This is a genomic window from Anaerosporobacter mobilis DSM 15930, from assembly GCF_900142955.1.
GTDB lineage: Bacteria > Bacillota > Clostridia > Lachnospirales > Lachnospiraceae > Anaerosporobacter > Anaerosporobacter mobilis.
In genome coordinates this window covers 1-12,598 of the sequence record NZ_FRCP01000017.1, presented here as the reverse complement: position 1 = coordinate 12,598, position 12,598 = coordinate 1, and the positions used below count along the sequence as shown (strand labels likewise).

The 12,598-nt window shown below is 33.9% G+C and carries 12 protein-coding genes; 10 read left to right on the top strand and 2 right to left on the bottom strand.

Translation table 11 applies throughout. From position 1 onward, the window contains the following. The 6 genes from BUB90_RS16175 to BUB90_RS16150 all read left to right on the top strand — a co-directional run bounded on the left by BUB90_RS16175 (position 1) and on the right by BUB90_RS16150 (position 6,673). On the top strand, positions 1-645 hold the full coding sequence (locus tag BUB90_RS16175; protein WP_073289485.1) for an MBL fold metallo-hydrolase: 645 nt from the start codon (positions 1-3) through the stop codon (positions 643-645). Between the two features lie 174 nt (positions 646-819). Then, complete coding sequence (gene hemZ, locus BUB90_RS16170) at positions 820-2,274, top strand: coproporphyrinogen dehydrogenase HemZ (RefSeq protein ID WP_073289484.1); 1,455 nt, start codon at positions 820-822, stop codon at positions 2,272-2,274. Positions 2,275-2,347: 73 nt separating this feature from the next. Continuing rightward, complete coding sequence (locus tag BUB90_RS16165) at positions 2,348-2,989, top strand: HD-GYP domain-containing protein (protein ID WP_073289483.1); 642 nt, start codon at positions 2,348-2,350, stop codon at positions 2,987-2,989. An 82-nt stretch (positions 2,990-3,071) separates the two neighbouring features. Continuing rightward, a complete protein-coding gene (gene hisS, locus BUB90_RS16160; protein ID WP_073289482.1) occupies positions 3,072-4,316 on the top strand; it encodes a histidine--tRNA ligase in 1,245 nt (414 codons plus the stop codon). A gap of 156 nt (positions 4,317-4,472) precedes the next feature. Further along, entirely contained in the window at positions 4,473-6,290 is a 1,818-nt protein-coding gene (gene aspS, locus BUB90_RS16155; RefSeq protein WP_073289481.1) for an aspartate--tRNA ligase, read from the top strand. Between the two features lie 83 nt (positions 6,291-6,373). Continuing rightward, positions 6,374-6,673: a DUF1294 domain-containing protein gene (locus tag BUB90_RS16150; RefSeq protein ID WP_073289480.1), complete on the top strand. Its 300-nt coding sequence runs from the start codon at positions 6,374-6,376 to the stop codon at positions 6,671-6,673. Between the two features lie 248 nt (positions 6,674-6,921). Here BUB90_RS16150 and BUB90_RS16145 read toward each other — a convergent pair whose 3' ends face one another. Further along, complete coding sequence (locus BUB90_RS16145; protein WP_073289479.1) at positions 6,922-7,338, bottom strand: helix-turn-helix domain-containing protein; 417 nt, start codon at positions 7,336-7,338, stop codon at positions 6,922-6,924. A 330-nt stretch (positions 7,339-7,668) separates the two neighbouring features. On the opposite strand from BUB90_RS16145, the gene BUB90_RS16140 reads away from it, so the two are divergent. The 4 genes from BUB90_RS16140 to BUB90_RS16125 all read left to right on the top strand — a co-directional run bounded on the left by BUB90_RS16140 (position 7,669) and on the right by BUB90_RS16125 (position 12,244). Beyond that, the gene (locus BUB90_RS16140) at positions 7,669-7,866 is read left to right on the top strand and encodes a cold shock domain-containing protein (protein WP_073289478.1); all 198 of its coding nucleotides are present in this window, start codon (positions 7,669-7,671) and stop codon (positions 7,864-7,866) included. A 256-nt stretch (positions 7,867-8,122) separates the two neighbouring features. Then, a complete protein-coding gene (locus BUB90_RS16135) occupies positions 8,123-8,857 on the top strand; it encodes a hypothetical protein (protein WP_073289477.1) in 735 nt (244 codons plus the stop codon). Between the two features lie 12 nt (positions 8,858-8,869). After that, positions 8,870-11,008 (top strand): PAS domain-containing protein, encoded by a 2,139-nt coding sequence (locus tag BUB90_RS16130; protein WP_073289476.1) that lies wholly within the window; start codon positions 8,870-8,872, stop codon positions 11,006-11,008. A 180-nt stretch (positions 11,009-11,188) separates the two neighbouring features. Further along, a complete protein-coding gene (locus tag BUB90_RS16125) occupies positions 11,189-12,244 on the top strand; it encodes an aldose epimerase family protein (protein WP_073289475.1) in 1,056 nt (351 codons plus the stop codon). A gap of 164 nt (positions 12,245-12,408) precedes the next feature. Here the strand turns inward: BUB90_RS16125 and BUB90_RS16120 are convergent. Continuing rightward, positions 12,409-12,598, bottom strand: a 190-nt coding sequence (locus tag BUB90_RS16120; protein ID WP_073289474.1) for a transposase, incomplete at its 5' end; no start/stop codon positions are given.

The following is a 12,598-nucleotide window of genomic DNA, read 5'->3' as shown; positions in this document are numbered from 1 at the left end:
ATGAAAGCAGGTAAAATGGAGATTTCAACATGTGTTGTTGGCCCTGTTAGGACAAATTGCTACATGTTAACAAATCAAGGTACAAAAGAATGTATTATAGTTGACCCAGGCAGTAATACAGAGCTTATTGAAGCAAGAATTGTTAAGGATAATTTAAAACCAGTTGCAATCTTGTTAACACATGGCCATTTCGATCACATATTAGCTGTTAAAGACATTGTAAGTGCATATGCAATACCGGTATATGCTAATGAAGAAGAGCAAGAGGTATTATTAAACGATAGTTTTAATCTTTCTCTTGATTTTACTGGTGAATCGTTCTCTGTTGATGCGAGCAACTATTTACAAGATGGTGAAACATTCATGTTGGCAGGATTTAACATTGAGGCGATTGCAACCCCTGGCCATACAAAAGGTGGTATGTGCTATTATTTCAAAGATGAGAAAGTTCTAGTGACAGGTGATACGTTATTCCGAGGAACAGTGGGACGTACCGATTTACCAACAAGTAACATGGGACAGATTATTCATTCTGTTTGTGAAAAGCTAAAACCAGTTATAGATGATGCAATTGTATTACCAGGACATGGTGAATCTTCAACAATGGGGTATGAGAGAAAGAGTAACCCATATCTTGAAGCTTAGCAGCCTAGTGCAGATGGGTGTAAGTGTGAAAGAAGAGCGCTATCACATTAGTATTTATACGCACATAGGCTTAACAGCCTAGTGCAGATGGGTGTAAGTGTGAAAGAAGAGCACTATCACATTAGTATTTATACGCACATAGGCTTAATAGCCTAGTGCAGATGGGTGTAAATTATGATACAGATTAAATTAATTAATATAGATTTTGAATATGATATACAATCATTGACTAAGGCATTCTTTACAAAAGAAGATATCACGTTTGATGATCAAAAAGAAGCAGAGCGTGTGTTAACAGTATCGTATGATAAGAACCAGATAGGTATTTCATTCAGTGAGAATGGAATACCTATCTTATCGAAGTCAGATACGGTTCTTGATGATGAGCGTAGGAATAAGAAAAATGTTCTGAAGCGATTACTATATAATGTATTATCTGAGGTAACAAAGCTAACCTTACAGTGGGGAACCTTAACAGGAATCCGCCCAACTAAGCTTGCAATGGAAAAGTTAGAACAGGGAGAAACACTTGATAAGATTGAAAGTTTTATGTATGATGAATATCTTTGTAGCAAAGAGAAGACAAAATTGTGTATGGACATCGTTACAAGAGAACATAGGATTCTAGAAGAGATTGATTATAAGAATGGGTACAGTATCTATATTGGAATACCGTTTTGTCCAAGTACTTGTTTGTACTGCTCTTTCGCCTCTTATTCCTTAGAGAGATTTTCGCATCTAGTTGATGATTATATCGACGCGCTATTCAAAGAAATCGAATATGCTAAGAATGCTTGTCCGAATAAACGATTAACAACCGTATATCTAGGTGGTGGGACTCCTACAACCTTGAACGAAGAGCAATTAGAGAGATTGCTAATTAAGATTCGTAAGGAATTCGATTTTACTCATGTAAAGGAATTTACTGTGGAAGCGGGAAGACCAGATAGTATTACAAGAGATAAGCTTCGCATTCTCAAAGAACAAGGTGTTTCGAGAATATCTATTAATCCACAGACGATGAAACAAGAAACACTTGATTTGATTGGAAGAAAACATACTGTTGATCAAATTAGAGAAACCTTTGCTATAGCCAGAGAAGAAGGTCATGATAATATTAATATGGATATTATTATTGGTTTACCAGGTGAGTCTAGAGAAGATGTAGAAGATACATTACGTGAGATTGATAAGCTATCACCAGATAGTTTAACGGTTCATACACTAGCAATAAAACGTGCTGCGAATTTGAATATCTACAAAGATCAATATAGCGGATTGGAAGCGAAAGATGTATCGGGTATGCTTGATGTATGTCTTGAGTATACCAAGGAAGCAGATTATAAACCATATTATCTATATAGGCAAAAGAATATGGCAGAAAATCTTGAGAACATAGGATATGCAAGAGAAGGAAAAGAAGGAATCTATAATATTCTGATAATGGAAGAGAAACAAACGATACTAGCGCTTGGAGCAGGAGCAGCTTCTAAGTTTGTTTTCCCTGACGGATATCGTATAGAACGTGCTGAGAATGTTAAGAGCGTGACCGATTATATAGCAAGGGTAGATGAAATGATTGAAAGGAAAGAGAAAGTTCTTTCTGCTAATGCAAAACAACTACGATAATTGCTTTTATCCTGGATTTTTTTGTTAGCCGTAAGGCGAAGTAATGACGTGATTTGAGAAAGAGGTGCGAAGAATGGTTGATTTTCTAACAATAGAAGAGCTTCAGTACAATGATGAAATGGCCGATATAGCCAACGAGGATTTGGTTGAGGGAATTAGGCATGGTATCATTGTAAGTAATTTGGCAAGACTTTTAGCTATGAAGTTGAATATGGAAGACATCTATTGTTATGAAATGGCCAAAGCTGGTCTGCTACATGATATTGGAAAGTTACGTCTAAGCAAATACCTTTATGGACGCAAAAAGAATGTCTTGCAAATTGAAGAAATGAAATATGTGCGGAAGCATTCCGAATTTAGTTATGATATACTTAGTAAATATGAGTTTTCACCTTTGATTTTAGAGTCGATTTACCACCATCATGAGAATTTTGATGGGTCAGGATATCCGGATAATCTAAAAGGCTATGATATTCCAAAAGGTGCTAGAATACTTCGTACATGTGATGTATTTGCTGCATTAGTCTCAGACCGTCCATATAGAGAGGCCTTTGAAATAGAAACTGCAGTGGAATTAATGATTGATGAAGTTAAGAACTTTGATATGGAAATCTTCTTAGCTTTCCTAGAAATGGTTCACTCAGCAGAATTTGTTAAAATAAAAAGTATTATAGAGAGCAATAAACAACACGAAGAATTAAAGTTAATAATGTAACAGGTATTAGTGTGAAAGTATATCTTTCACACAACTATGGTAGGCGCATGGTTATTTTTATTAGAGATAAAGGAGGAGTCACATGATTACACAAAGACCAAAAGGTACCCAGGACTGGTATGGAAGTAATATGCATAAGAGAACTTTAATAGAAGGATTAGCAAGAAAGTTATGTAAAGCTTATAATATTAAAGAGATTATTACTCCAGTATTCGAACATACCGTGTTATTCCAGCGTGGTGTTGGAGAAACAACAGACGTTGTGCAAAAGGAAATGTATACTTTCGAAGATAAAGGACATAGAAGTATTACTCTTAAACCAGAAGGTACAGCAGGTGCAATTCGTGCGTACTTAGAGAACAATCTATATGCGGAAAGTGGCCCAACCAAGTTATTCTATGTGACTCCAGCATTCCGTTATGAACAACCACAAAGTGGTCGTTTGCGTCAACATCACCAATTTGGTGTTGAATTCGTAGGTTCTAAGAGCCCATTAGCGGAAGTTGAACTAATTACATTAATAACCACATTTATTCGAGAAATTGGATTAAAGAATGCAAAATTACACATTAATAGTATTGGATGTGCAAATTGCCGTAAAACATACAATGATGCACTGCTTGCTTATCTTGAACAACACAAAGAAAACTTATGTTCAACTTGTATAGAGAGAATGGCCAAAAATCCACTTCGTGTTATTGATTGTAAAGTGCCAACTTGTAAAGAAATTGTAAAAAATGCTCCAAGAACAATTGACTATCTTGATGATGAATGTAGAGAACATTTTGAAGAATTACAAAGTCTATTAAATGAACTACAAATACCATATGAAATTGATACAGGAATAGTTCGCGGGCTTGATTATTATACAAAGACAGTATTTGAATTCGTTAATGAAGATGGTTTCACCTTATGCGGTGGTGGAAGATATGATAACCTTGTTCATGAAATCGATGAAAAGCAGAATATTCCAAGTGTTGGTTTTGGTATGGGTATCGAGAGAATTATCTATTTCCTTGAAAAAGAAGGAGTAGAACTTGAGCCAGAAACCGTACCTGAATTATACGTAGGTATTCTTGGTAAAGAAGCAAAAGCAGCAGCGTATCGTATTGTTAATAAATTACGAGATGAAGGCGTTGTTGTTGAAACAGATTATATGGACAGAAGTGTGAAGGCTCAGATGAAATATGCCAATAAAATTGGAGCTAAGAACACAGTAATTATTGGTGCAGATGAAATCTCTGCTAACAAAGCAACTATAAAAAACATGGAGTCACATGAACAAGTAGAAGTTGATCTGAATAAGATTGAAACATATTTTCTATAGAATCTAAAATTCGCTTGCATTTCATATATAATAAAGTTATTATCAAATGGAAAAAGTGAATAACTATGACAATATTAAATGTAATAATCTAACTAAAGTAATAGTATTACTTTAGTTAGATAGAAATTACGTTAAGAGTATATGGAGGATTACAACATGGCAGAATCAATGCGTGGGTTATCAAGAACTCACAGATGTACAGAAGTATCAAAAGCCAATATCGGTGAAACTGTGACGGTAATGGGCTGGGTACAAAAGAGAAGAAATTTAGGAAGTCTTATCTTTGTAGATTTAAGAGATCGTTCTGGTCTTCTTCAAATCGTATTCGACGAAAACGACATCGGAACAGATGGATTTGATAAAGCTGGTAAATTAAGAAGTGAATTCGTTATTGCAGTTGTTGGTAAAGTGGAAGCACGTTCAGGCGCTGTGAATGAGAATATGGCAACTGGTGGAATTGAGATTCGCGCAACCGAGCTACGTGTTTTATCAGAAGCAGAAACTCCTCCTTTCCCAATTGAAGAAGAGAGCAATACAAAAGAAGACTTACGTCTGAAATATAGATACTTAGATCTTAGAAGACCAGACCTTCAAAGAAATCTTATTATGAGAAGTAATGTAGCTACCTTAACGAGACAATTCCTTGCAGAGGAAGGATTTCTTGAAATTGAAACACCAATGCTAACAAAGAGTACACCAGAAGGTGCAAGGGATTACCTTGTTCCAAGCCGTGTTCATCCAGGTAATTTCTATGCATTACCACAATCTCCACAGCTATTCAAACAATTATTAATGTGTTCTGGATATGATCGTTACTTCCAAATCGTAAAATGTTTCCGTGATGAAGATTTACGTGCGGATCGTCAACCAGAGTTCACACAAATCGATATAGAATTATCTTTCGTAGATGTAGATGATGTAATCGCTGTAAATGAAAGATTATTACAAAAAATGTTCAAAGAAACTATTGGTATCGACGTTCAGTTACCAATCCGTAGAATGACTTATGCAGAAGCGATGGATCGTTTCGGTTCTGATAAACCAGACTTACGTTTTGGCATGGAGCTTAAGAATGTATCAGATGTGGTGAAAGATTGCGGATTTGCAGTATTCACAGGTGCCCTAGAAAAAGGTGGTTCTGTAAGAGGTATCAATGCAGATGGACAAGGTGCAATGCCTCGTAAGAAGATTGATGCTTTAGTAGAATTCGCGAAAGGCTTTGGTGCAAAAGGTCTCGCTTACTTAGCTATCAATGAAGATGGAACATACAAATCTTCCTTTGCTAAGTTCATGACAGAGGAACAATTAGATACTTTAGTTACTGCTATGCAAGGTAAACCTGGTGACTTATTATTATTTGCAGCTGATGAAGATGATATCGTATTCGATGTTCTTGGTAATTTACGTCTTGAAATTGCAAGAAGCTTAGACTTACTTGATAAGAACGTATACAATTTCTTATGGGTAACAGAGTTCCCATTACTTGAGTACTCAAAAGAGCAAGGAAGATATGTTGCAAAGCATCATCCATTTACAATGCCAATGGAAGAAGATCTTGATTTATTAGATACCGAACCAGGAAAAGTTAGAGCGAAAGCTTATGATATCGTATTAAACGGTACCGAAATTGGTGGCGGTAGCGTGAGAATCTTCCAAAACCATATACAAGAGAAGATGTTTGAAGTATTAGGATTCAGCAAAGAAGATGCATATGATCGTTTTGGTTTCTTGTTAAATGCATTCAAATATGGTGTACCACCACATGCAGGACTTGCATATGGACTTGACCGCCTTGTGATGTTAATGGCAAAAGAAGATAGTATCCGTGATGTAATTGCATTCCCTAAAGTAAAAGATGCCTCATGTCTAATGACAGATGCACCTAATATTGTTGAGGAAAAACAATTAGAAGAACTAGGAATTGAGATTTCAGAAGAAGTAGTAGAAGCAGCGGCTGAATCAACTGAAGAATAGAGTATAGTAGAAGAAAAGGACGCAATGAACTGATCAAAGCGTTCTTTTCTGCGTTTTTAATTAGATTAATAATGGAGGTATGTATGACTTTTTTAGAAAACATAAGCAAAAATAATATTTTAATTATACTGATTTATTTAGTAGTGATGAATATTATCGGATTCGCTATTATGGGAATTGATAAAAGTAAGGCAAAACGTGGTGCATGGAGAATACCAGAAAAGACATTATTTCTTATAGCGATACTAGGTGGAAGTATTGGCAGCTTACTAGGTATGAAACAGTTTAGACATAAGACAAAACACAAAACCTTTACAATAGGAATGCCAGCAATATTGATAGTACAAGCTGCTATAATTCTTTACTGTACGATAGGAATATAGCTTTTACTTTTTTATCTAAATATATAGTAGTAATTTTTGCATATTTAATAGTAAAAATTACGAAACTCAAAAAATAATATTACGTTCTTTCATCATAAGATAACTTAGAAATACTGAGTGGCATAGCGAGTTTTGTGTTATTTTACGATAGAAGAGCATAAGAAGAAAGTAGATTCGGATAGTTATGAAAATATAAGTGCAAAATTAACGACAAACGTTATAAAAACCAAAAGCAATAGATATGAAATCTATTGTTTTTGGTTTTTATAACGTCGATATTTAACATACTCAAGTATGTCCAATTGTATATTGGGGGGAAGTTGCCTAAAATTTTGCAGTAGATTTTTTTCTATAGAATTACTAGGTTGAACGATACTTTTCGTTTTCGAATTCTCGATATTTAAGCGTTCATATGTAGAATAAGGTGCTTCTTCGTGAAGTGTGCTTGGAATAAGGCTATTATTTATCAATTCATCTATGCTCAAATTATATAGAACTGCAAGTTGTAATAAGGTTTGATTATCAGGCGTCCGTCCACCTTTTTCATAATGCGCATACCCTTGTCTTGTAATGTTTAAGTAATCGCCAATATATTTTTGTGTATACCCATGAATCGTACGCAACTCTCTGAGTTTTTGTGAGAGCGATAAGTTATCAGATGACATATATTCCTCCTATATTCGATAATACAAGACTAATTTACCCTATTATACCAATTTAATATGAAAAAGACTTTAAAAGCAACAAAAAGTATCATTTTAATAAAGCAACAATTAGTTGCTTTACTGTGCTAGTAAAGTAAAGTTAAGTGTACTTATTATTAAATTATTTTATTAATGTCGCACAATTTACGACATATTATTCACTTATATGAGTATTAATACCGATTTCCGATGTTGAATGAAAAATATATTGACAATCTTTAGGAAAAATGTTATTATATGCCTAGTTGCTAGGTGCAACATATATTATTATTTGTTTTGGAGGAATTGAATATGAAAGGTACAGTTAAATGGTTCAATAATCAAAAAGGTTTCGGTTTCATCTCTGATGAACAAGGTAACGATGTATTCGTTCACTACTCAGGTCTTAACATGGAAGGATTTAAATCTCTTGAAGAAGGACAAGGAGTAGAATTCGATATCGTTAACGGAGCTAAAGGACCTCAAGCTACAAACGTAACAAGATTATAATCAAGCAATTTAATCAGTGTACCTTTTTCTAATATATAAATTGTCTAATTTTTATACAGAAATAGCTATATTGTTTTAATGGATTGATTACTTATACAATTTAATTTGTGTTAAGTTGTACGAAACACTGTCTCATTATTAGTTACATACTAATGGAGGCAGTGTTTTTTATATAACGATGAAAGTGTGTTTTTCTTAAACACACTTTATTAAAATATATAGTATTCTGTATATGTAATCGGAAAGGAAAGTACGAGTGGATAACTGTATCTATCAAGAAGAGAAGCTTAATAATTATAGCATAGAGGTATACTTTAATCAATTAGAAGGGAATAGTCTTTTGAATGAAGAAGAAAGAAAAATGTCCAATGAGATTCTTCAAAAGTTAACACAAACCTGTAAGATTTATAGTGTATCAAAGCTCCTTAACCCAACTGAATTTCGTATGGGAAATGGAGAGTTAGTACTAGGCGAAGAGAAAATACATGCGAAGTTATTTGACCAAGATAGTTTTCATGATATAAAATCTATAATAGCATTTATTGTAACTGTTATTGAAAATGATGATAGAGATATAGGTGCAGTTACAAGCAATAAACAAAGAAAACAAAGGGTGGACTTGCTAGATCAGTACTATGAGACAGCATGGAAATATGCTGCCTTACAAGGACATCGTGACCATATAATTGAAGAATATAAGAGGAAAGAGATACAGTCTGGAAAGAGGGTGTTCACCCCTATTCTTGGTCCAGGATATTTTGGAATAGATTTGCTAGATAATGATAAATTATACAAACTACTTAATGGTAGGAAGTTAGGAATAACCTTAAATGGTACTATGCAATTTATACCAGAAAATACAATATGTGGTTTTATGATTGGTATGCAATCTATAAACGAAGATTGTAAAAATATGTTTGATAATCCTTGCCAATATTGTCTTTCTGTTAAAAAGGCATGCGGATATTGTAGTTTTAAAAATAACAAATGAGAGGAGGCAGGTATGAAGATAGGGGAAAGATTAAAATATCAACAGCTAGTGGATTATATTAATTTTCCAGTAGTAATCTATATATATGAAACACGTAGGATTATTGCAATTAATAAGAGAGCAAAGGATATCTTGGTACCGGATGGTAAATTATTACGTTATATGCCTGACTTAAAGTTAAAATCACAGGCATCGCAACAAGCTTTGGAAAGAGGGACGGATATATTAATAGATATTCCTATATTGGTAGGAATTCGAGAGATACGTATCGACCTTGAGGTGAATTCAATAGTACTAGATGGGAAACATATTGTAGTTATGCTACTGGATTATACAGAAAATCAAAGTTTTGGTGATAAATTTTTGAATCATGTTCCTAGGCTATTCTGGAAGGATAAGAAACTAAATCTAAAAAGTGTAAATTATTTTTGCAGAGAGGATATACAAACAAGAGGGATAAGATTTGAGAATATAGAAAACCATTATGATAATGAATCAGCGGGATTATTAATTGAGAATGAGACTAGAGTTATTGAGTCAAAGCAACCGCTTTGGAATGTTATGCAATTAATTCAACCAAGTAATGGACAAGGACGATTTATTAATATTCAACGAATTCCTATTATAAACAAGAATGGTACGGTAGTGGGAATCTTAGGATCTTATCATTTGATACTTAGTAAAAAGGAATTTGAAGAAGAGATACTTTGGCTAAAATATGAAAAAAGTAGACTAACCAATTTACTAGCAGTCAATGATACCATATTCTTTCGCATACGTTTAGATGATAATTGGTCAGTAGAATATGTAACACCAAATGTTAAGAAATTAGGGTATAACAGTAAAGATTTCTATCTTAAGAATATTACTTTTCGTGATCTTGTAATGAAAGAGGATATGAAAAGTGTGGTACAAGAATTTATGAGTACTAAAAAACAAGGTACAAAAAGAGTTGAGATGGAGTATCGTATTAGGAAAGCAGACGGATCATCTATCTGGGTGAAGGGGTTTTGTGTGTATATGGATTCGGATGGAATTTTTGAGAAAGACCATTATGTTGATTGTGCGCTCAGAGATATATCTGGAATTAAAACTCTTCAAAAAGAGTTAGAAGTAAGTCACGATGCTTTTCAAGCGAAATTTGAAGCAATTAAAAAAGGTGAAATTTTAATTAAATCAGTACGTTTTACTGATTTGTTCAATATTGAAGAGTTGTTGGTAACTATAAAAAGCTTTTCTGATATGATGAATATAAGTTGTACGATAACAGATTATGTAGGGAGGACACTTTGTAATATAATACGGAAACCTTATATAGAGGAGGAACTCTATCAATACTATGAGAATCGCGAAGGTAGAGAAATTTTTCGTAACCTGTATAAGCTGGTAAAGAATAGAGAGTCGAATTATGTATACGATAACGTGAATGAGGTGTACGTGTATGGCATTCCATTTAACGTTGATGATAAATGTATCGGATTGCTTGATATCCTAGTAAAAGAAAAAGTACCACCCGAATCACCAATAATGGTTTTTCTTAATGATATAGTTGAAAGGTTATGTAGTTCAGTTCGAAAAAACATAGAATTATTTAGGGAAAGAGACAGACGTGAGAATGCAGAAGCACAACTTAGGATAGCACAAAGTAAGGGTTACTTTTTAAGTCGAGAGTTAGAAATTGCATTAACGGAGGACGATTTATGTAGTGCACTAAACAAGATTATTCACAATCTTGTACAGTATATATATGTTGGAGAAATCTTATTGTTTCGTCAAACGAATGAATTAAGTTATTATGAAAAGCAGGTTGAATGGAATAGTAAAGGGGAAGAGAATCGCAAAGTTACACAATCCTATGAGAAACTTAATTTAAGAGAGTGCGAAGAATTAGTAAAAACATTTAAACATACCAATATTGTAATCTATCAACAAAAAGAGATACCGCAATATCTACAAAGGCAATTTCGTTCTCGAAGAGTGAAAACATTGGCAATTATTCTGTTTGAATTTGAACTGAGTGAGAATATCATTATAGCATTCTGTGATCGTAATTCGGATTCACAGTGGACGAAGGAGAAAACAACGCTATTAACCGATGTATCTAATATAATTAAAATAGTGTTACAAAGGATTATAACGAACAAGAAATAGAAACGTCAGGAAACTAAGATTTATAAAAGAAAATAACTCATATTATTAAAATGATTATGTTCTTTTATATAAAATAATGTATAATAAGAGTAGACATGGACAGTCAATTGCAAAACTCTTCTCTATAATAAAGAGTACGTAGTTGACGAAATAGACTTGGAATATAAAAGGAGAGTTAGTATGAGCATTAAGAAAACGGTCTTTGGTAAGACAAAAGATGGGGAGACAGCAAGTCTTTATACCCTTAAGAACAAATCAGGAATGACAGTGGTATTCAGTGATTATGGTGCAACAATCGTGAATCTATTCGTACCAGATGCAAAAGGAAAATTAGAAGACGTAGTTCTTGGATACGATAATCTTGATCAATATACTAAGAATTCACCGGGATTTGGATCTTTCATTGGAAGACATGCTAACCGTATTGGTAATGCATCCTTTATAATCAATGGTAAGACATATGAGCTTGAGAAGAATGATGGTAATAATAACTTACATTCTGGAAGTAAAAGCTTTAACAAATTCATCTATGAGGCAGAATATTATGAAGATGAAGAGTCATCAACAATTGAGTTTTCACGTTTGAGTCCAGATATGGAGCAGGGATTTCCGGGAAATCTTGACGTGACAGTAACGTATACGTTAACAGAAGATAATGAACTTGTAATAGAATATCTTGCGGTATCTGATCAGGATACGGTAGTAAACTTTACAAACCACTCCTACTTTAATCTTTCAGGACATGCATCAGGTTCTGTAATGAACCATAAAGTGTGGATTAATGCAGATCAATTCACACCAACCGATGATAATTTAATCCCAACAGGTGAGTTTGCTAATGTAGAGGGAACTCCTATGGATTTTAGAACTGCAAAAACAATTAGCAGGGACATGAATGCAGACTACAAACCTTTAAAGCAAGGAAATGGTTATGATCATAATTATGTATTAAACCATGAGACATCTGATGTTGACCTTGTAGCAGAATTGATTGATGAAGTAAGTGGACGTAAGATGGAAGTGTATACAGATACTCCAGGTATGCAGTTGTATACTGCAAACTTCTTAGATGGAGAAGTTGGCAAAGGCGGAGTTACGTACAAGGCAAGAGACGGGGTGTGTTTTGAAACACAATTTTATCCAAATGCATGTAATACACCAAACTTCCCATCCTCGATTATCAAAGCAGAACAAGAATATGATTATGTAACTATTTATAAATTTACTACAATATAACGCATAGGGGCTGTAAAAAAACTCCCTTAATAAACAAGGTCACTCACATTAGCTGATGTGAGTGACCTTGTTTTATCTTTTATAGTCTTTCTCTTGAAAAAATGAGTATACGAACCAAGCCTTCTCTTAATACAGGCTCTAAAGCAGTTCGTTCTGCCATATTTTTATACAACAAGCGGGGTTCTGTTCCTCTTGTTATGGTATTTATAAAGGTTAAAGCCACACGAAATCAATGTAAATTCCAAAATAACTGCTTTTTCACCTTTTCGGAACAGTCGTTTATAAGATCTGTCCCACTTAATTATTCCAAATGTTCCTTCAGACTGTATGCTTCGGTTCATACGTAGTAATGCA

Coding starts and splice junctions, on each gene's coding strand:
- hisS (WP_073289482.1), top strand. CDS start 3,072: ATGATTACACAAAGACCAAAAGGTACCCAGGACTGGTATGGAAGTAAT.
- BUB90_RS16165 (WP_073289483.1), top strand. CDS start 2,348: ATGGTTGATTTTCTAACAATAGAAGAGCTTCAGTACAATGATGAAATG.
- hemZ (WP_073289484.1), top strand. CDS start 820: ATGATACAGATTAAATTAATTAATATAGATTTTGAATATGATATACAA.
- BUB90_RS16125 (WP_073289475.1), top strand. CDS start 11,189: ATGAGCATTAAGAAAACGGTCTTTGGTAAGACAAAAGATGGGGAGACA.
- aspS (WP_073289481.1), top strand. CDS start 4,473: ATGGCAGAATCAATGCGTGGGTTATCAAGAACTCACAGATGTACAGAA.
- BUB90_RS16140 (WP_073289478.1), top strand. CDS start 7,669: ATGAAAGGTACAGTTAAATGGTTCAATAATCAAAAAGGTTTCGGTTTC.
- BUB90_RS16130 (WP_073289476.1), top strand. CDS start 8,870: ATGAAGATAGGGGAAAGATTAAAATATCAACAGCTAGTGGATTATATT.
- BUB90_RS16145 (WP_073289479.1), bottom strand. CDS start 7,338: ATGTCATCTGATAACTTATCGCTCTCACAAAAACTCAGAGAGTTGCGT.
- BUB90_RS16175 (WP_073289485.1), top strand. CDS start 1: ATGAAAGCAGGTAAAATGGAGATTTCAACATGTGTTGTTGGCCCTGTT.
- BUB90_RS16150 (WP_073289480.1), top strand. CDS start 6,374: ATGACTTTTTTAGAAAACATAAGCAAAAATAATATTTTAATTATACTG.